Genomic DNA, 20,625 nt, shown 5'->3' with positions numbered 1-20,625 from the left:
CCGAGTCGCCTCCCGGGGTTGCGTTCTGTGTCCGGGCATTGCCCAGTGTTGCCCGGCATTGCCCCGTATTTCCGGGCGTTGCCCCAGTGGTCGGCGGCACTGGCCCGGCGCCGCGGGCTGTGGTTGATTGGCACCACCGACGCCGGCAACCGACACCGCCCCGACAGACAGGACCACTCCCATGGCACGCACCCAGCGCACTCTGCACCTCAATGCATTCCTCATGAGCACCGGCCACCATGAAGCCTCTTGGCGGCTGCCCGAAAGCAACCCCCGGGCCAGCACTGACATCAGCCATTACCGCAACCTCGCCCGGATTGCCGAGCGTGGCACGTTCGATTCCATCTTCTTCGCCGACTCGCCCGTGATCTTCGGCCACGTGGGCCGCCGGCCGGCCGGCAAGCTCGAACCCACGGTGCTGCTGACCGCGATCGCCGCGGCCACCGAGAAGATCGGCCTCATTGCCACGGCGTCCACCACCTATAACGATCCGTTCAACCTCGCCAGGCGCTTTGCCTCCGTGGACTTCGTCAGTGGCGGGCGTGCCGGCTGGAACGTCGTCACCACTGCAGGGCCCGACGCCGCGCGGAACTTCGGGGTCGACGACCAGCCGGCGCACGCCACCCGTTATGAGCGGGCAGCAGAGTTCCTGGATGTCGCCGGCAAGCTGTGGGACAGCTGGGATGACGACGCCGTTGTGGCGGACAAGGAGGCCGGAGTGTGGGCCGATCCGGACAAGGTCCGGGCGATCGACCACGTGGGCAAGCATTTCAGCGTGCGCGGGCCGCTCAACGTTCCGAGGTCGCCGCAGGGATACCCGCTGATCGTCCAGGCGGGCTCTTCCGAAGACGGCAAGGGCCTGGCTGCCCTCTACGCTGAGGCCGTGTTCACCGCCCAACAGACCCTCGAGGACGCCCAGGACTTCTACGCCGACCTCAAGGCGCGCACCGCGGCGGCCGGACGCGACCCCGAGGGTATCAAGATCCTTCCGGGCATCGTGCCTGTGCTGGCCGGCACGGAAGCCGAGGCCAAAAAGCTGGAACGTGAGCTCGACGATCTGATCCGTCCGGAATATGCACGGATCGAACTGGCGAAGACCCTGGGCGTCAGCCCCGAAGACCTGCCGCTGGACCGGCAGCTGCCGGCGGACCTCCCCGATGAGGATTTCATCCAGGGAGCGAAAAGCCGTTACACGCTGATCGTGGAGCTTGCCCGCCGCGAACGGCTCACGGTGCGCCAGCTGATCGGACGCCTCGGCGGCGGCCGCGGGCACCGTACGTTCTCGGGAACACCCGAGCAGGTGGCCGATGCCATCCAGCTCTGGTTTGAAAACGGCGCAGCCGACGGCTTCAACATCATGCCCGCAGTGCTCCCCTCAGGGCTGGAGGCCTTCGTGGACCACGTGGTTCCGGTCCTGCGGCAGCGCGGCCTGTTCCGCACCGAGTACACGGCGGACACGCTGCGCGGGCACTACGGGCTGGAGCGGCCGCTCAACCGTTACTCCGGTGCCGCCGGGCTGGCGGCCGCGCGCGCCCAGGCCTAAGCCTAGAGAGGGAACTTGCCCGACAGCTCGAGGGTCCCGGCGCACGTCCACGCCGCCAGGCGTTCATCGTCCGACGGTCCGCCGTCGAGGGGACTCGTGAGACGCGGCCGGCGGACCCAGCATCCGGCTTCCTCGGCGATGAGCGCACCGGCTGAAAAGTCGTGCTCGTTGAGCCCGCGTTCGCCGAAGGCGTCGTGGGTTCCGTCGGCCACCAGGCACAGGTCCAGGGCAGCCGAGCCCAGCCGGCGCATGTCGGCGAAACCGTCCATGAACCCGCCGAGAGCTTCGGCCTGTTCGGCACGGATGCCGGGATCGTAGCTGAATCCGGTCGCCAGGATTTGCCCGGCACGGCCCGGAACGGGACCGGTGAGCTGGGTCCGCTGCCCCTGCTCCTCCAGCCACGCGCCTCCGCCGCGCGAGGCGTAGTAGACGCGGCCCAGTGCCGGGGCATTGACGACGCCGGCCAGCCAGGTGCCGTCGGGATCCGCCACCGCCACTGAGGTGCCGTAGTAAACGATGTTTCGGATGAAGTTGGTTGTGCCGTCCAGCGGGTCGATTGACCAGCGGTATCCGCTGGGATCGGGCCGGCTGAGGGTGCCGTGTTCCTCGCCGGTGACTGTGTCCTGCGGCCGGACGCCGTTGATCACCTGGCGCACGGCGTTCTCGGCGGCGACGTCGAAGGCCGTGACCCAGTCCCCGGAGGCTCCCTTGTTGCTGACGTCCAGTGCTTCGGCGTTACGGGTGGCGAGCACGGCGGCCCCGGCTGCGGCAGCCGCCTTTGCCACCTCTAGCAGTTCGGCGGGCGTGACACTCATTCTGTCAGCGCCTCCTGATGGTCTTCGAGCTCGTCACCGTTGCCGGCGGCTTCTGCTGACCCTGCAGAGTCAGCAGGGTCCGCCGAGTCCGCGGCGCCGTTGGCCAGGAGCGCGCGGAAGCCGTCCTCATCCAGCACCGGCACGCCGAGCTGCTCGGCCTTGTCCAGTTTTGTGCCGGCGTTCTCGCCCGCCACGACGTAGCTGGTGTTCTTGGAGACGGATCCAGCGGCCTTGCCGCCCCGGATGAGGATGGCTTCCTTGGCCTCGTCCCGGCTGAAGCCTTCAAGGCTTCCGGTGACCACGATGGTAAGTCCTTCGAGGGTACGCGGAGTGGATTCGTCCTGCTCATCCGCCATCCGCACGCCGTCTTCGGCCCAGCTGTCCACAATTTCACGGTGCCAGTCCTCGGCGAACCATTCCTTGAGCGCAGCGGCGATCACCGGGCCCACACCGTCGACGTGGGCGAGTTCCTCCTCCGAGGCCTGCCGGATGGCATCCATTGAGCCGAAGGCCGTGGCAAGCGCCCGTGAGGCCCGGGGCCCGACGTGCCGGATGGACAGCGCCACGAGGACGCGCCACAGCGGCTGGGTCTTGGCCTTCTCCAGTTCGCTGAAGAGTTTTTCCGTGGTGGCCGTGGGCTTGGACGGGGACTTGGCCGTGCCCTTGCTGTAGAAGTACGGGACGAGTTCGAATTCCCCGGTGGCCACGCCCTTGGACCGCTTCTCGCGGCGGATCCGAACATCGGCCAGGTCTTCGCGCGTGAGCCGGAAGAGGTTGGCTTCGCTGGTCAGCGGCGGCGTTTCGGGCTCGGCCGGCTGGGTGAGGGCAATCGCGGCTTCCCAGCCCAGCGCCTCGATGTCGAACGCGCCGCGGCTGGCAACGTGGAAGACGCGTTCGCGCAGCTGGGCCGGGCACGACCTCGAGTTGGGGCAGCGGATGTCCACGTCCCCCTCTTTCCCGGGGGCCAGCGGTGTCCCGCAGGACGGGCACTCGGTCGGCATGACAAAATCCCGCACCGGCGGGTCCTGCTGGTCCCGGAGCGCAAGCACCGGTCCCACGATCTCCGGGATGACGTCCCCGGCCTTCCGGAGCACCACAATGTCGCCGATTTTCACGCCCTTGGCCTTGACGACGTCCTGGTTGTGCAGGGTGGCCATTCCCACGGTGGACCCGGCCACCTTGACCGGTTCCATGATGCCGAAGGGGGTCACCCGGCCGGTGCGGCCCACGTTGACAGCGATGTCCAGGAGCTTGGTGTGCACTTCCTCGGGCGGGTATTTGTAGGCGACGGCCCAGCGCGGCACCCTCGAGGTGTAGCCGAGGGCGCGCTGCATGGCGAAGTCGTCCACCTTGACCACAATGCCGTCGATCTCATGGGTGAGGCTGTGCCGCTTGTCGCCGTAGCGTTTGATGAAGGCGAGCACTTCCTTGAGGCTGCCGAGAACCTCGAAGTAGGGGCTGGTGGGGAGGCCCCACTCGGCGAGCTGGCGGTAAGTGTCCGACTGGCTGACGGTGTCCAGCCCCTCGCGCGCGCCGATGCCGTGGACATACATGCGCAGCGGGCGCTTGGCGGTTTCTGCAGGGTCCTTTTGCCGGAGCGAGCCGGCGGCGGCGTTGCGCGGGTTGGCCAGCGGCGCCTTGCCCGCCTCGATCAGGGCCTCGTTGAATTCGGCAAAGGCTTTGGAGGGAATGAACACCTCGCCACGAACCTCCATCTCGGCCGGGTAGTTCCCGCCGGTCAGCTGCTGCGGGATCTCCTTGATGGTCAGCACATTGTGCGTGATGTCCTCGCCGGTGTAGCCGTCCCCCCGCGTGGCTGCGCGGACCAGCTTGCCGTCGCGGTAGAGCAGGTTCACCGCCAGGCCGTCGATCTTGAGTTCGGTGAGCCACGCAGGTCCGGCCGTGCCGTTTCCGAGTTTGGCCACGGATGCTTCCGCCTTGGCAATCCACGCTTCGAGCTCCTCGAGGGAAAAGACGTCCTCCAGGCTGTACATCCGCTGCAGGTGTTCGACGGCGGTAAAGGCGGCAGATACTTCGCCGCCCACTTCCTGGGTGGGCGAATCGTTGGCCACCAGCTCCGGGTGCATGGCTTCCAGCGTTTCGAGGCGCCGGAAGAGTTCGTCGAAGTCAGCGTCCGAAATGATGGGCGCGTCCTCCTGGTAGTACGCGAAGCGGTGCTTGCGGACCTCTTCGACCAGGTTTTCGTATTCCTCGCGCACTGCGCCGGAAGGCACCTTTTCCTGGCCCGTACCTGCCCCGGTAGTGTCCTGCGTTTCCGTGTCTGCTGCCGTGTTCCCTGTGCTCACAGACCTATCCTGCCTTAGATCTCTGACATTGTCTGGCTCCCGGCGCGCACAGGCCCCGGACGCATTGTTGCGTCCGGGGCCTGTCTTCCAGCGTTACAAGGGCAGGGCGTTCCTAGCGGGAAGCCTCTTCCTGCTGGGCGGCGTTCTTGGTTGCCTGCTTGCCGGCTTCCTCCAGCGCCTGGGCCACCTTGGCCAGGGCCGTCACGTGCGAACCGGACCATTCGCTGCGGAACTTCTCCGCATCCGGACCCTTCCAGTCCGTGCCGTTAAGAGCCTTCGTCAGCTGCGACTTGGTCTTCTCGATCTCGGACGAACCAGCCTGAAGCTTGGTTCCGAGCGCCTTGAGCTGAACAATGTCTGCACCCCAAATAGCCATTAGTTTTCTCCTTCAGTCAACGGACCCGATCCGATCGGCATCCCCAGCGGCCCCCGGCTCATCCGGAAGATCCATTACCTAGAAACTATCCCGCGGCCCGACACTCCGTCGATGGGCACCGCTCCCCATGCAGCCCTGCCCATACAGCACTGCCCGTGCCGTACTGCCCCACGCCTCTCACCTCAGTGCTCCGGCCCGGCTGAGGTCCGGATCGGCCTGGCTGCGGTTTTCCGGCGGCAGCGCAATCTGCAGCTTGCGGACCTTGCCGCGGCCTACGATGTAGCCGCGGCCCGGAACGAAGTCGGAACTGATCTTGCCCAGCGATGTGCTCAGCAGGCTGTCCCCCTCGATGTCGCCCGGGTTGATCAGCAGTCCGCGCCGGCCGGATTTGAACGGCTGCGACAGGGACCAGGCCGAGGACCAGGTGGAAGTCTCAGACTCGCCCACCACCCACTGGTCGGCCTTGATGGATGTGGTGACCAGCTGCTCGATGCCGGACTCGGCACCCGTGTCCGTGAACTCGGTCAGGCCTTCGATGAAGATGGCAAGCCGGCCAGGGTTCTCCGAGGAGTAGTCCACCAGTGCGTCAATTGCCTCTTCGACGTCGTCGGCGCCCACGAGTGTCCGGTTCCAGACCTTCAGCGATGCGACGGCAGACCTGCGCGAGCCGATATAGATCAGCTCGGTACCGGGGTTGGACCGGCGCAGCGCATAGGCCATGGTGACCAGTGCCACCGTGCGGCCGGCCCCTGGCGGACCCGCCACGAGCAGTGGTCCCTTCGCCATGATTTCGGCCGGCTGGAGGGTCTCGTCGTCTACGCCGATGACCGGCAGATCCGGGCTTCCGGCGGGAAGAATGTCCAGGTCGACCTGCTCGGGCAGGCGTTCGATCTGGGGAGCCTTCTCCACCCCCTGGCGCAGCATGGCTTCGCTGAGCTTATGGACTTCGCGGGCCTGGAGCGCCAGGTTGGAGTCGCCGCCCAGCACGGCAAGCTGGACCTCGTGCGTTCCCAGCAGGCCGCGGCCCGGGGGCGAGGCCTGGTTCAGGACGTCCTTGGGCACGTCCAGCGAAATGTAGTCGTCTTCGGAGGAGAGCCGCAGGACCAGGCGACGCTGGATGGAAGCCAGCAACGACGCCGGGACAGAGTTGGGGCGGTCACCGGAGACAACCAGGTGGATGCCCAGCGGCCGGCCATCCGTTGCCAGCTGCAGGAAGATGTCCCACAGTGCGGACAGGCGGCTGTATTCGTAGGCCTCGCGGAAGCTGGACATGCCGTCCACCAGGATGAAGATCCGTTTCTCGTCCGGATCGTTGGCCAGTTTTCGGTATTCCACGATCGTGGAGGCCCGGACGTCGGCGTAGCGGGCGGCGCGGTCATCGGCCACGTCGCGCAGCCATCGCAGCAGCCTGCCCACGCGTTCGACGTCGTCTCCGTTGATGATCTCGCCGACATGCGGTAGTCCGTCGAGCATCTTCAGTCCCGAGGAACCGCAGTCGATGCCGTAGACGTGGACCGGGCCTCCGCGCGGTGTGACCGCAGCGGCGATGGCGATGCCCCGCAGGGCTGCTGACTTGCCCGAACCGCCCGTTCCGTAGATGGCCATGTTGCCGTCTTTGTCAGGCTCGTAGAACACGGTGGGCTGGTCCTGGTGGGCGGGGTCGTCAGCCACGCCCAGCAGGAGGCGCTCGTCCGTCCTGGGGTTGGGGAGCTTGGAGAAATCGTAGGTCTTGGCCAGCTCGTTGAGCCACGGTTTCCGTGGCGGCGCGATGGACAGGACCTCCGCTGCCTTGATGATGTTTGCCGTCATGCGGGCGATGTCGTTGGGCCCGGCAGGCTCCTCCCGCACCGGTTTCTCGGGCGCCGGCGCGGCCCAGGCGGGTCCCGAACCGAAAGCCATTTCCACAATGTCGATCTGCGGGGTCTGCGGTTTCTCCGTGGTCCAGCCGCCGGCGTAGCCGGTCTGGAAACCCTGGATCCGGCCGGGACCGGTCTTGGCGGCGCCGCGGCCCGGGATGGAAGGGTCGAAGTAGGCCGCGGTGGGTACCCCGAGGATGTCCGTGGCGTCGTCCTCGTCGGCCATGCGCAGGGCAACCCGCAGGTTGGTGTTGGCGCGCAGGCTTTCCTTGATCACGCCGGCGGGCCGCTGGGTGGCAAGGATCAGGTGCAGGCCAAGGGACCGGCCGCGGGCGGCAACATCCACCACGCCGTCCACGAACTCCGGGACTTCGGTGGCCAGGGCCGCAAATTCGTCCACGATGATGATGAGGTAGGGCGGAGCTTCGGGATCCGCCTCGCGCTGGAGGCCCAGCAGGTCCTTGGCCTTCTTCCGGTTGAGCAGGTGCTCCCGGTAGTGGAGCTCCGCCCGCAGGGACGTCAGTGCGCGGCGCACCAGGTGCTGCGAGAGGTCCGTCACCAGGCCCACGGTGTGGGGCAAATGCAGGCAGTCGGCGAAGGCGGCACCGCCCTTGTAGTCCACGAACAGGAAACTGACGCGGTCCGGGCTGTAGGCGGCGGCCATGCCCATCACCCAGGACTGCAGGAATTCGGACTTGCCGGCGCCGGTGGTGCCGCCCACCAGGGCGTGCGGACCCTCGTTCTTCAGGTCCAGGTACAGCGGTTCAATACCTTTGGACCCCACCAGGGCCCGGAGCGTGCCGTTGTCCTTGCGGTTTGCGACGGCGGTGGCGTGGACCGAGTTGTTCTCTTTCCAGCGGTCCGCCACCGCCTGGGGGTTGTCCATGAAGTCCTTGCCGATCAGGCTCACATAGGACACCGCGCGGGGAAGGTCGGAGTCGTCGTCCACGGGTTTGCCCACGTCGATCACCGGGGACAGCATCCGGGCCAGCTGGGAGGCGAGTTCGGCGTCGAGGCTTTCGCAGCTCACCGGGTAGGTGTGCCGGCCAAGCCGGACCTGGCCGGTGGTGGTTCCATGGTCGCCGTCCACCACCATGAAGTCGCGGCACGCGGCCGGGAGGGACTGGACGCTGGTGGCCACCCACATGACGTGGACGCCCGAATCCGGTCCGCGTTCCACCAGCCGGGTCAGCCGCCCGCGGTCAACGGGAGCGTCGTCTTCGACGATGACCAGCACGGAGGGCAGCACGGGTCCGGGGATGTCGCCGTCCTCGCCCTTGATGCCGGGCCGCGGCACGGGACGCGGCGACTGGGCGCCTGCTTCGCGTTGCTCGATGAGGTCCTCGAGCCGTGCCAGCAGCGAGGAACCGCCGGCGGGGCCGGCCGCGAGGTGGTCGCCGCTGAGCGGGCTGTGCCCGGAGCCTACGTGAGGCAGCCACTGAAGCCAGTTCCAGCGTTCCCGCGATTTGGCCGACGTGATGGCCGTGACCACCACTTCGGCGGGTGAATGCAGCCCCACAGTCTGCAGGACCATGCCGCGGGCAACGTCGTCCACCAAGCCGCGTGAACCTGCGAGCCCGAAGGCGCCGGCGGAGCGGAGCTGGGACACGATGGGAACGCCTTCAATGTCCCGGAACTGTTTAAGGCAGGCCTGGATCTCCTGCATGTACTCGGCTTCGGTCTCATTGTTGGAGGGCTCATCGAATGAAATGCGCGACGGCGCGGTGCCCAGCCCGAAGCGCAGGCCGAGGAACCCGTTGTGCTCGGGCCGGTGCGTCCAGAGCAGCGGTCCGAGCTTGTAGATGGAATCCACGGTGTCGCTGACGGAGGGGGCTTCCTGGAGGCGCACGGACCGTTCGATGTGCTGCAGCTCGGTGATGTCCTTGCGGAACGCCGCCATGGCTTCGCGGAACTGTTTGAGCTGCTCCTTGCGTTCCCGCTTGCTTTGCATCTTTTGGTCCACGTAGTGGCCGATGATGAACAACGGCATCATCATCATGAAGAGCACCGACAAGATGTTGCCCGTGACGGCGAACAGGATGGCGCCCATCATGAGCGGGGCGATCAGCATGATGTACGGGAACGGGTGGTGCTCCTGGCGCTTGGGTCCGGCCGGCAGCACCCGCTTGGGCGGGGCGAAGCGCGGCACCACCCGGGGCGAGCGGTTGAAATCCACCAAGGGCGACGTCGGCGCACCACCGTGGTGGCCGAGGCCCACCACGGAGACGGTCGTGTCGCCCAGGGTCACCGTGTCCGAGGAGTTCAGCGTGGCCCGGGTGACCGGCAGCCCGTCCATGATCAGGCCGTTGGCGGAATTCGTGTCCACGATTTCCACGGTCTCCCCCACCGTGATGCGGGCATGCCGCTTGGAGGTCATGGGGTCCGAGAGCCGGATGTCGACGTCCCGGTCCCGGCCGATGTAACTGGTGCCGGTGGGCAGCGAAAATTCCTGCCCGACGTCGGGCCCGGACAACACCCGGAGCGTCGCCGCGGCGGGGCCGCGGTTGCCGCCCGGCGCCGCAAACTGCTCGCTGACCTGGGTCAGCGAAACAATGGACCCGGGCCGGAGCCCCGATTCCAGGAGGTTGTCTGCGCGGTTGAGGATGTTGCCGCGCATCCCGCCGGCCACGAAGGCCTCGTCGATGCAGAGCGACAGGTTCTCCGGCGGCCGGGTGCCCCGGCGTTCGGGATCGGCGGCCCACAGCTGGGTGGCGATGTCCGCCACAGTTGCCAGGCCGTCCACGGTTACGGCGAGGTCTTTGGCATCGGCCGGGTCCCGGCGCAGCGTCAGTCGGATCTTCACGCTTCGTCGACCCCCCTCATTTTTTCGATCAGGTACAGGTCTTCAGCGGTCACCAGGTGCGACGTCACGGCGTGTTCAACCAGCCGCGCGCGCCGGTTGGTGGCCAGCTTGCCGCCGCCGCCGCGGAGACCGGCCACGCCGACGCGGTCCAGTTTGTCGCACACGTTGTCCAGCTTTCTGTTGAACCGGGTCAGCGCCCAGCCCAGGGTCTTGGCGGCGGCAGCCGACGACGGGATGGCACTGAACCCCGTGCCGTCCCGCCGCAGCATGGGCTCGGCCAGGGCAACGATCAGCGCCCTTTGGGAATCGGTGAAGACGACCGGTCCGATGGTCGTATCCCCGCCGCTCTCGTCTTCGGGGGCCTCCTGCCGGAAAGAGGGCGTCTTGAGGTGGACGGCAAACTCGTACGTCGTGGGACCGGCGGTGAAAATCACGTTGGTGTGGCTGAAGACGAGCGGAATCCGGGCGCCGGGTGAGAGCCAGGCCTGCATCCCGCCGCTGCCGTCCGCCACCGTCGCCGAGAGCATGCTTCCCACATTGCTGAGCCACCAGATGCCGTCGTAGCGGGCGATCTGGAGGAACCGCCGGTGCAGGTAAGGGTTATCGTCGACTTCCAGGTCGCCCTCGCGTCCGATGCTGAAGACGTCCTCGTCCGACGGCTCATACCATTCGCCACAGAAATCTACTGCTAGATCCCCCATTTTCCGTGCCTCCTCAAAGGGCAATGCTTACTCAAAGGGCAATTGTTGTATTCACTGGGCGCACTCATACGACGAGTCGCCACCCATGGGAGATGCCGAACCGTCGCTGCGCACGATCATCACCCAGATGCAGGCGAACTTGTTCGGGCCGGGAGTCACTTCAGCCTCCGTTGTTTCGGTGGCGTGGAAACCCTCGCCGGGGGCAGATGTCGACAGCTGCCACTTATAGGTATCCCCCGGCTTGGGATCCGGGTTGGTCCACGTGAACCGGGCCTTCCCCGAGTCCGTGAACTTGCCGACGAGGTTTGTCACGTCAGGCACCGATCCGTCACCCAGGGCATCCGGCGGTGGCGTGGAAACCTTCTCGGTGGGCTTAACAACCGGCTCCGGCCGCGACACGCCCAGCACCAGCCCCAGGATCACGGCGACGACGAGCACCGCACCGCCGGCCACCGCCAGCCACAGGTTCCGCTTGCTATGGTCAACCGGAGCTTCGGCCGGCGCTTCCTGCACGGCCTGCGGCCTGTTGACCGTAGCGGCGATGTCCGCGTCACCAGGTCCGCCGGTCCGCGGCTCTGCCGCGATGCTCCCCCGCAGCATGGTGCCCTGCGACCAGTCATCATGCTGGTCCGGACGGGCGGCGGGTCCGGGGACCGGCCCGGGGACCGGCCCACGGGCGGGACCGGCGGCCGGTGCCGGCGGCGCCGCGGGCGTAAACGCGGACGGAACCACGGGACGCACCCGTGCCGGGAAGGTCGGGGCGTGTCCTGTCTGATCGGGGTCCACGGACGCGATGCTCCGGACCCGGGTCTCTTCGAAGCCGTCGTCCGGGTGGCTCTCCTCGGCGTGGGCGTCGTCCAGGACCTCGAAGGGGGTGACTGACAGGTTCAGTTCCGCCTGGATCCGCTGCAACGCCAATGCGAAGGCGTGGGCCGAGGAGTATCTGGAGGCAGCCGACTTGGCCATCGACGTGGACAGCGCCAGCTCCAGCGATTCGGGAACATCCGCCCGCCCCAGCCGCGGTACGGGCGAGTTGGTAATCCGGGAAATCAGTTCGCGCTGGGAGTTGTCGGCCCCCGGCAGCACGAACGGCGACCGCCCGGCCAGGAGGGTGTACAGCGTCGCACCCAGGGCCCAGACGTCCACCATCACGCCGTCTACCGGGCCGTCCCGGAACTGCTCGGGCGGGGACCACGGAATCGACATCCCGGCGTCTTCGTCGGTGTCGCTGCCGAGAGTGCCGGAAATGCCGAAGTCGGTCAGTGCCGGACGGTTGTAATCGGTCACCAGGATGTTGGCCGGCTTGATGTCCCGGTGGGCAATGCCGGCGCGGTGGGCGGTCTCGACGGCGGATGCCACCTGGATTCCGACGGCCAGGACTTCGTCCACGCTGAACCGCTGCCGGCGGTAACGGACGTCAAGGCTGGGCCGGGAACAGTACTCCATGGCCAGGTAGGAGTGTCCGTCCTCGGTGACCTCGGCTTCGAAAATGGTCACAATATACGGGTGCGAGGACAGCTGGGCCATGAGGTTCGCTTCGGATTCGAAGCGGCGCCGGGCACCTTCGGTCTTCAGGTCCGAGAGGAGTACCTTGACGGCCACCTTCCGCCGCGGCCTGTCCTGCTCATAGAGGTAGACGTCGGAGAACCCGCCCGAACCGAGCAGGCTGACATACGTGAAGCCGGGAATCGGCGGCGGCGGGGCTACGGGCCGCTTGGAACTCATAGAATCTCCTCGAACCGCAGCGACACATCATCGCCGAGTTCTGCAATATCACCGTCAAGAAGAATGGCCATCTCGTTCTGGGCAAGCCGCCTGGGCGGCTGTCCCTCGCGGACCAGGACTGTTCCGTTGGTGGCCTTGAGGTCGCACAGCATCACGTGCCAGCCTTCCAGCCGGACTTCAATATGCGACCGGGAAATGTCGCCGCTGGGGCTTGCCACCTGGACGAGCCGGGGCATGCCTCCGCCCTGGACGCGGGACACGGAGGGCTGGCGGCCGATCACGAGTGACTGGTCCAGGTCGATCAGTTCGCCGGTGGACACCCGGACGCGCCCCAGCCTTGGCCGCCGGACCTGCACGGCGTCGGACGCCAGCGCCATGCCGCAGCCGGCGCACTGCGAATGCGTCGGCGGGTTGGCGTGGCCCTGCGGGCAGACGCGGGCCAGGACCATGGGGCCGGTGGCCGGGTCGCTGCCGCCGGCCGTGCCCTGCAGCTGCGGGGTGGTCCCGAGTCCGGCGAGATCGCTTTTCATGATCGTTTCGCCGTCGTGGTCGCCTTCCGGCACCGGGGGCACTGCCGACGGGCTGCCCCAGTGCGGCATGTCACCGGCTGCGGGCGAAGCGGATACGGGAGCGAACGACGGCGGCCCGGACGGCCGGGCGGCCTGCCCGCCGCCGGTGTTCCAGGGGACGGAGTCGATCAGCCCGCCGTGCCCGGCAGGGATGAGGGGCTGTGCGTGCTGCGCGGGCGCGGCCGGCTCCGCGGCAGGCAACTGCGCGGTCGCGGCTGTTGCTTGGGGTTCGCCTACCCGCTCGGGGGCGCCTTCCGGGTTTTCCGTTTCCACGGCAGGCTCTTCTTCAGGCTCGTCCCGAACGGCGGCGTCCTCGATGCGGCGCATGACGGTCTTTTCCCACAGGTGGTCGTAGCTTCCGGTCAGCTCGTTCGCCGGAACGGGTTCCTGTCCGCCCGCTCCCGGGGAGGCGCCGGGCGCGCCGGTGCCGGCATCTTCCGTGCTTTCGTGTTCGTCCTCCGTACCTTCCGTGCCGGGACCCTCCATGCCGGGCATGCCGGCGGCCGTGTACTCGAGCTCGTCGTCGGGAAGACCCATCACCGTCTCGGCCGACGCACCATGTTCAGCAGGCACGTCGTGGACCGGCTCAGGGACGGGTTCGTGGACCGGCTCGGCCACCGGCTCTTCGTTGTGCACGGGTACCTGTTCGGGTACCGGCACCTGCTCGTGCACCGCGAGCTCGGCCGGGGCAGGCGCAGTGGCCTCCGGAGCCAGGGGCACCTCGGTCACGGGAGCCGCATTCGCCGCCGCCCCCGACGCCGGAGGCAGTGCGCCCGTAACGCGGCCCACCGTGAGGCTCTGCAGCAGGACAACCCCCTCCCCCAGCGGGAGTTCGGCAGCGCCGGCAGCATCGCCCGGAAGCGTCACTGTGTACCGTTCCGGTTCGCTGAGCCTGCGCTCGGTCCAGGTGGTGACGTCGCTGCCGTTCAACTCCACCGGTCCCGCGGCGAGGTCCGCTGTCAGTTCGATGTCGCCGCGGAGGAACACCCGCAGGGAATCCCGCATATCCACAATGCCGAACCACGGAAGTTGCGCCAGGGAGCCCGAGGAGGCGCTGGTCACCGCGTGAAGCACGTCGTGGACCTCAGGCTCACTGCCCAGCAGCTCCCACAGGGAGTCCACGAGCGCGGGCGGAGTCCCGGGCGCCAGCAGCACGGCGGTCCCTGCCCGGACTACCCCGAACCAGGTCCCCGGGGTGTAGCTACTTGAGACCATCGCGGCGGCCCTCATCATCGTTCCCGGAGTCATGCACGGACTCCTGGCCAGGTAGCGCGGCCGGCTCCGCGGGCTTGCGCAAATCAGCGGACTCTGGCGCGTCCGCGGGCAGCACGGCCACGGGGGCCTCGGGAAGTTCCTCGGTATCCACTTCAGTGCTGTCCTGCACTTCGGCATTCTCCAGGACCTGGGTACGGGGCAGCGTGTCCTCGTCTTCGACGCCTGCGGCGGGCCGGGGCGCGGTGTCTGTTCCGGCGTCGTTCATCACGTTCTTGGCATCCACAACAATCACCGTGACGTTGTCACGTCCCCCGCTGCGCAGCGCCGCCTGGATGAGCGCGTCCACGGCATCCTGGGGGTGGCCCACCGTGCTCAGGATGCGGAACATATGGTCGTCAGTGAGCTCCGCGTTCAGCCCGTCCGAGCAGATCATGATGCGGTCGCCTTCCTCGACGGGCAGCAGCCAGTAGTCGGCGTCGGTTTCGTCACCGGTGCCCAGGGCGCGGGTCACCACGTGCCGGCGCGGGTGCACGGCAGCCTGCTCCCTGGTGATTTCGCCGGAGTCCACAAGCTCCTGGACCTCCGAGTGGTCCACACTGACCTGGGCGAACTCACCCTGGCTCAGCCGGTAGGTCCGCGAGTCGCCGATGTTCACCACCAGCCAGTACGGGACCCCCATCTGCTCCACGAGCACAACGCCGGCGAGGGTGGTGCCAGCCCGCGAACCGGTGGCGGTGCGGATCCGCTCATCCGCGCTGACCAGGTACTGCTGGACGACGGCGGCCGTGGCCGTCCGCTCCCCCGTGGCCAGCTGCGGCATTCCGGCGAGGGTCCGGACGCAGATTCCGCTGGCGATCTCGCCCCCTTCGTGGCCGCCCATGCCGTCCGCGACGGCGAACACGGGGTCGGAGGCGATGAAGGAATCCTCGTTGAGTTCCCGGCGCAGGCCACGGTCGGTGCCGTAGCCGCAGCTCAGTTGGAGTCCGGGCTCCCGGCCCGCTTCGGAAGTGGCGGCTGCCGGCTGGGAATTCATGCCTGTCCTAGGTGGAAGGTTCGGTCACCGAAGTGGACGGTGGACCCTGGGCGTACATAGGCGGGTTCCCCGGCCTGCAAGGCGGTACGGATGCCGTCCGGCGTGGTGACGGCGCTGCCGTTGGTGGAGTTGCGGTCCGTGACCCATACTCCCCCGTTGTCCTCACGCAGGTGCAGGTGGGTCTTGGAGATGGAACGGCCGGGGTCCGCCACTGCCAGCAGCTGTGCAATGTCTTCACCCGGAAAACCGCCGGGGTTCCGGCCGATGAGCGCCGTCCGGTCAAGCTGGAATTCGCGGCCGTCGTCGAGCCTGATGCGCAGCACGGCCACTGGTGCCGGAACGGTTTGTCCGCGCATTTGGGTGCGGTCGTGGTCGTCATCGGGGTGGAGGGCCCAAGCCTGAACTTGCGGCGCAGGGTCCTGCAGGGGCTTGGTCTGAACCGGGGCGGGTGCCGGCTGGAAGTGTGTCGGGACGGGCGCGGCCTGGGGCTGGGCCTGTCCCTGTGTCGGGACGGGAACAGGCGCGGGCGCCACGGGGGGCTGCCACTGGTTCGGGTTATGGGGCGGCTGCGGGACGGCGGCAGGCTGGCTGAAACCTTGGTGCGGTTCCGCGGCTGGCGCGGTCACCGCCTGGCCGGGCCTGACGGCCGCGCCCGCAATCGGTGACGAAACCTGCTGCACGGGCGGGAGGTCCAGCGGTGCGAAACTGTAGGGCCCCTGGATGCCTCCGGTGGTGACGGGGTTCCGGCCGGCGTTGACATCGAACATGAGCGTCTTGGCCGCGGCATCGTGCCAGCCCCTAAGCTTGCCGTTCTTGTCCCAGGAGTTGGACACCACCACGAGGAAAGCCCAGGCGATACCGAGCATGCCGAGCGGCACGAGGATCCACAGCGCGGCCCCGAACCACTTGAAAACCACCACGAGCACCGTTGCAAGCACCGTCAGGAGGATGCCTGCGCCGGTGATGAGGCCGCGCAGGAACAGGGCTCCGGCGCCGGGGGCATAGCCGTCCTGGTCGGTGCTGCGGATGCCCATGAGCTGGTTGCCAATGGTGTTGCCGGAGCGGCCTTCGATTCCGAGCATCACCAGTGTGTAAACCACAGCGATGCCCACCGCAATGCTGCCCAGCAGCACAAGCATCGCTGTGTCGTAAATGATGTAGCCGCCGCTCTGGGTGCGGGTGATGCTGGCAAACCCGATGGTTAGCATCACTACAAGAACCGCGGCCGGCCCCACCCAGTCGAGCACCGCGGCGCCGAGCCGCCGTCCCGCCGCTGCGGGAACGATGTCCAGCTTGCCACCCATTCCGGTACCTCCCCCTTGTACGTTCGAGCCGTGCGTTTGCACACCGGCCAGGCGGCCGCCCTGCACAGGCACGCCCCGTCCGGGGGCGCCCCGTCCGGGGGCACCCTGTCCGGGGGCACCCTGTCCAACTGGACGGTGTCCCTGGACCGATTGTCCGTGCACCGTCTGTTCCCGGAGGCCCGGCCCGGCGGCTTCCGTCCCGGCGTGCGCTACGGGGATACTACCGGGAATCGGACCGCCGTGCGCGGCCGTCCGCTCCATCAGCTCCCGCTGCGAGTGGTCGATGTTCCGGTCATTGCGGGCAGCCCGGTTGCTCAGCGGCGCGCCGCAGGACGGGCAGAACGCCGCTCCGGGACGTATCAACTGCTGGCAGCGCTGGCAGCGCTCGGCGTCATGGGTCATGGTTCGTTGCGGTTCTCTCGTAGGGTGCGCCTCAGCACGGTCTGTTCATTGTCCGGACCGGAAGTGGCCGGGCCGGAAGTGGCCGGCCCCGAAGCGGAAGCACCCGCCGGTGCCGCCGGTGCCGGTCCGGTCACCGGGCCGTCCGGTTGCCTGACAGGGTGGCCGGACACCGGTCCCGGGCCACCGTCCACCCTACCCGCGGGCTCCGTTTTGGCAGTCCGGACAAGCCTGGGTCCCTTGAGCTTGAGCGCAGTCCGGCCGTCGGACAGGAGGGACCGGGGCGAGAACCGGGCAGCCTGGCGCCGCCAGAATCCAACAGTGGCGGTCATTTCCTTCAGCGAGCCGTCGACGATGGTCCAGTACTCCTGGACCTCCGCCTCGCTTGGCTGGCCGGCGCCGAAAATGGAGGCGTCGGCGCGCCGCGCCAGCAGGGCGGTTGTTCCGGCAGTCGCGGGAAAAGCTTCACCGAGGACGACGGCGGATTCCCGGCGGGTTGCCCGGGTGTCCAGGGCGGCACCCATGTCCGTGGCGAGGCTGACCACTTCGTTCCAGCCGCCGCCCACCCGCTGGGCCGGGTGCCCGTCGGAGAACCGGGCCCTGCGGCGCCGGCTCTTGAGCAGCGCGATGAGCAGAAGCGGCAGCGCCAGGATCGCAACGGGGATCAAGGCGATGCCGATTGCCGTGAGGATCGGTCCCCAGAACAGCCACGGGTTGTTCTTCTTCTCGTCAGCGTCCAGGGCGTCCGGGGAAGAGTCCGGCGGCAGGTCGGCCGGCTCCTGCGGCGGGGGCGGGGGCTGCAGGACCTGCGGTTTGGGCTTGGATTTGTTCTCGGGGTCCGGCGGAATGGGCACGTTGTCCTTGGGCGGGGTGGGGTCGAAGGAGACCCACCCGACACGGTCGAACGCGACCTCCACCCAGGCGTGGACATCCTTGCCGGTGATCTTTACTTCGCCGGCGCCGTTTTCCGGGCTCTTCGGGTCCGGGTAGAAGCCCATCACCACCCGCGACGGGATGCCCAGGTGCCGGAGCATCAGGGACATCGCCACGGCGTATTGTTCGTCGTCGCCCAGCATCTGCTTGGCGGTCAGGAGGCTCCTGATGCGCGCCGAGCCATGCCCTGAGACGCTGGGCAGCTGGCCTTCGTCGATCAGGCCGTTACTGAAGGCGCCCTTTTTCTGGAAATGGGCTTCGATCTGCCGGACACGGTCGATCGCCGTGGGGGCGTCGGCGGACAAATCGTTGGCCTGGGAGCCGACCACCGGCGGGACTTCCTGGGCATCCGGGAGCGCCACCTTGGCGAAGTCGTACTGGGTGAGCTGGCCGTGTTCGAGCTTGGCGGGGTCGGACACCTGCACGCTGTAGGCGTCGCCCTTCGCGAGGCCCCTGGTGGTGACCGCGGTGTCCGTTCCGGAGTTGAAGTAGAGCCCGGAGGCGGCTCCCGAGGACTCCCCGGTGAAGCTGATTCCGGTGGTGCGGCGGCCGCCGGGCAGGAAGTATCCCTGGTAGTCCTCGATGGTGATATCCAGGGTGTAATCGTTGCTGGGGACGATGCCGTCGGAGTCGGCCAAGGTGTTGAGGGACTTGGCATCCCCCACCTTGCTGAAGTTGCCGGAGCTGTCCGGGTCCATGTTGTAGTTGGTGCCGTTGAAGGCGTCAAGGGCCGCCAGACGGACGCGCCCGTCCCGGGGCAGGCCACTCACCACGAACAGGTTGTCATCCTTCTTGTCCTTGACGAAATTACGGAAGCTCGCCAGCGGAGTGATGTAGTCCTTCGGGTCGAACGGCGGAACGATCGCGTTGCGGAGTACCGTTCTGTCGTCGCTGGCCGTAACGAGCGGCGATGCCACCGCCGTGACGGCCACACAGGCCGCGATGACGCCCGCGGCGGACCCGAGCCGGCGGATCTTGGCGCGGCGTGCGGTGGAGGCATCCGCCTCCGGGCGGTTGACGGACACCTTTCGGGTGTCGTTGCGCCGGTGTGCGTCGCGTCGGAAGGTTGCCCAGGCCACAGCCACCACCGTGAGGGAGATTCCACGCTCCACGTTGAGGAAGCCGGCGTTGGTACTGAAGGCAATGCCGGTAACGAAGAGCACCAGCACAGGCAGGAGCGGCCAGTAAGGGCTCTTCAGCCGCCACGTCATCAGTCCTGCGGCCAGCGCTGTGATGAGGGCGCTGAGGAACGGGACAATGAGCATTCCGCCGGCTGTTCCCACCGGGACACCTACGGTCAGCATGTCCTTCCAGGCAAAGACGACGCCCAGCAGGAGGGTCCGCAGTGACTCGAGAGTGGGAACAAAGCCGGCGACGGCGGCATCGGGCACGGCAAACAGCGTTCCTAGAACCAGGTACGCGCCGAGTGTCGCTGCGGCGGTGATCAGGGCCCCGAGCCTGAAGTGGGCGTTGGCCGCGGCAATGCCCAGGCCCAGCAGGATGCCACCGAATCCGGCGATCAGGTAATAGGGGTCGCCGCCGAAGCTGAGGCTGAACCCGAGGACTCCAAGCCCCAGCAGGACCACCAGGGCACCGGCGTCGAGCGCGAAATGCCAGGCCGGCTGGCCGTCGCTGAAGGCGGACGGCTGCGATTGCGCGGGCTGCCTGCGCGGGCGGAATGCGGGCGCGGAGCTCATGCAGCCGCCTTTCTCAGGATGATGGCGAGGTCGGACAGGTCGGACAGCGTCAGGACTGTCAGGTCAGCGATGTTCGCGCGGGCCGGCGCGGCGCCGGTCTCAAGGCGGACGGCGAGGCTGCGCACTCCCGGCGGCACCGAAGCCGATGCCGAACGGAGCTGGGCGGGGGTGACTCGGCTGCCCACGACGAAGAAAACCACCGAAGCGTTCGGGACAGTGTCCGCCAGCGTACGGGCCAGGTCGACGGCGGTCTTCCGCATTGGGGAACCCACGATCCGGGTCATGTCGTCGAGCATGTTCCGGCCGGTCTCACACCGGAGCGGACCCTTCTGGGTGAGGACGTCCAGTTCGCGCTGTTCCCGGATGGCCTGGCGCCCGATGGAAGCGGCCGCGGAAACAGCGAGTTCGAATTCGTGCTCCGAGTCATATTCGTCCGTGTTGATGGACAGCGAGATGGCGAGGTGGGCGCGGCGCGTTTCCTCGAACTGGCGCACCATGAGTTTGTTGGTCCGCGCGGTGGTCTTCCAGTGGATGTGGCGGCGGTCGTCGCCCGGCACATAGTCACGGAGCGCGTGGAACGACACGTCGGCGCTGGACAGGTCCGTGGTGGGCATGCCCTCCAGGTCGCGGATGAAGCCAGCGGCGGAACCGGCCAGGGCAACGGTCCGCGGGTGTACGTAGAGGTCCTCAGGCTCAGTCCACAGCACCTGGCGCCGCAGCAGGTGCAGGGGGTCGGCGCGGACGGAGCGCACCGGGCCCACCACAATGACGGCGCGCCGGGCGGTGGGGATGGTGAAGAGGTCCTCATGGACCTGCTGCGGTTTCATCCGCGGCAGGTGAAAGACGGCGGTGGCCGCTCCCACGGGAAGCTCCAGCGCGGCCGGCAGGAGGGGACGCGCGGAGGTATTGGAGACAGCGATGCTGCCGACGGCGCTGTCGCCGACGGCCACGCGGGTCCTGGCGAGGTCCAGCACCACGCCGTAGGAGGAGCGCCCCAGGATGAATCCGACGGCAAGGACGAACAGGACGAGGGCAGCCACTGCGGCGGCCTTGGCTTCCTGCCAGCCATAGGCCTGGCCGACACTCCACAGCAGGATCGATGCGGCCAGGACGGACCAGCCCAGGACGCTGACCACCGAGAGAACCGGCCAGGCGTACGTCAACCAGAGCACCCGGACTTTCGACCAGGCGGGCGCGAGCACCAGGCCCGCCGTGCTGACGGCTTCGGACCACATGGCGGCCGGGCGTAGGCGCGAGGCCTTCCCGTCACCTGAAAACGGCCTTTTCAGGCGTTCAGCAAGCCGGGTCAACGGAGTGCTGCTGGACATATCTGTGCCTTTGTTCGCGCGG

The 20,625-nt window shown here is 67.8% G+C and carries 12 protein-coding genes; 1 reads left to right on the top strand and 11 read right to left on the bottom strand.

All coding sequences use genetic code 11. The features are described 5' to 3' along the window. The first annotated feature begins 181 nt into the window (after positions 1 to 181). On the top strand, positions 182 to 1,543 hold the full coding sequence (locus ACSQ1X_RS06740) for an LLM class flavin-dependent oxidoreductase (RefSeq protein WP_436057133.1): 1,362 nt from the start codon (positions 182 to 184) through the stop codon (positions 1,541 to 1,543). Positions 1,544 to 1,545: 2 nt separating this feature from the next. On the opposite strand, the gene ACSQ1X_RS06735 is transcribed toward ACSQ1X_RS06740, so the two are convergent. From ACSQ1X_RS06735 to ACSQ1X_RS06685, 11 genes are all read right to left on the bottom strand, one after another. Further along, the gene (locus ACSQ1X_RS06735; RefSeq protein WP_436057132.1) at positions 1,546 to 2,358 is read right to left on the bottom strand and encodes an inositol monophosphatase family protein; all 813 of its coding nucleotides are present in this window, start codon (positions 2,356 to 2,358) and stop codon (positions 1,546 to 1,548) included. Next, complete coding sequence (gene ligA / locus ACSQ1X_RS06730; RefSeq protein ID WP_436057131.1) at positions 2,355 to 4,664, bottom strand: NAD-dependent DNA ligase LigA; 2,310 nt, start codon at positions 4,662 to 4,664, stop codon at positions 2,355 to 2,357. The genes ACSQ1X_RS06735 and ligA overlap by 4 nt, the downstream gene beginning before the upstream one ends. Positions 4,665 to 4,776: 112 nt before the next feature. Then, a complete protein-coding gene (locus ACSQ1X_RS06725; RefSeq protein ID WP_055798718.1) occupies positions 4,777 to 5,040 on the bottom strand; it encodes a hypothetical protein in 264 nt (87 codons plus the stop codon). Positions 5,041 to 5,217: 177 nt separating this feature from the next. Beyond that, complete coding sequence (locus ACSQ1X_RS06720; RefSeq protein WP_436057130.1) at positions 5,218 to 9,699, bottom strand: FtsK/SpoIIIE domain-containing protein; 4,482 nt, start codon at positions 9,697 to 9,699, stop codon at positions 5,218 to 5,220. After that, positions 9,696 to 10,400 carry a hypothetical protein gene (locus ACSQ1X_RS06715; protein ID WP_436057129.1) on the bottom strand — a complete coding sequence of 235 codons (705 nt, stop codon included), beginning with the start codon at positions 10,398 to 10,400 and terminating at the stop codon, positions 9,696 to 9,698. Before ACSQ1X_RS06715 ends, ACSQ1X_RS06720 begins: the two co-directional genes overlap by 4 nt. Before the next feature lie 51 nt (positions 10,401 to 10,451). Then, positions 10,452 to 12,125 carry a serine/threonine-protein kinase gene (locus ACSQ1X_RS06710; RefSeq protein ID WP_436057128.1) on the bottom strand — a complete coding sequence of 558 codons (1,674 nt, stop codon included), beginning with the start codon at positions 12,123 to 12,125 and terminating at the stop codon, positions 10,452 to 10,454. After that, on the bottom strand, positions 12,122 to 13,942 hold the full coding sequence (locus ACSQ1X_RS06705) for an FHA domain-containing protein (protein WP_436057127.1): 1,821 nt from the start codon (positions 13,940 to 13,942) through the stop codon (positions 12,122 to 12,124). The genes ACSQ1X_RS06710 and ACSQ1X_RS06705 overlap by 4 nt, the downstream gene beginning before the upstream one ends. Further along, positions 13,896 to 14,942: a PP2C family protein-serine/threonine phosphatase gene (locus ACSQ1X_RS06700; protein ID WP_436057126.1), complete on the bottom strand. Its 1,047-nt coding sequence runs from the start codon at positions 14,940 to 14,942 to the stop codon at positions 13,896 to 13,898. The genes ACSQ1X_RS06705 and ACSQ1X_RS06700 overlap by 47 nt, the downstream gene beginning before the upstream one ends. After that, positions 14,939 to 16,648, bottom strand: a complete 1,710-nt coding sequence (locus tag ACSQ1X_RS06695; RefSeq protein ID WP_436057125.1) for an RDD family protein — start codon at positions 16,646 to 16,648, stop codon at positions 14,939 to 14,941. Before ACSQ1X_RS06695 ends, ACSQ1X_RS06700 begins: the two co-directional genes overlap by 4 nt. Continuing rightward, positions 16,645 to 19,275, bottom strand: coding sequence for a transglutaminase-like domain-containing protein (locus ACSQ1X_RS06690; RefSeq protein ID WP_436057124.1), 2,631 nt, complete (start codon positions 19,273 to 19,275; stop codon positions 16,645 to 16,647). Before ACSQ1X_RS06690 ends, ACSQ1X_RS06695 begins: the two co-directional genes overlap by 4 nt. Next, a complete protein-coding gene (locus ACSQ1X_RS06685) occupies positions 19,272 to 20,603 on the bottom strand; it encodes a DUF58 domain-containing protein (RefSeq protein WP_436057123.1) in 1,332 nt (443 codons plus the stop codon). The genes ACSQ1X_RS06690 and ACSQ1X_RS06685 overlap by 4 nt, the downstream gene beginning before the upstream one ends. Positions 20,604 to 20,625: the final 22 nt, after the last annotated feature.

Origin of the sequence: Arthrobacter sp. LjRoot78, assembly GCF_964254335.1 — a bacterium.
Classification (GTDB): Bacteria; Actinomycetota; Actinomycetes; order Actinomycetales; family Micrococcaceae; genus Arthrobacter.
This window is presented reverse-complemented; position numbering and strand designations above follow the sequence as displayed.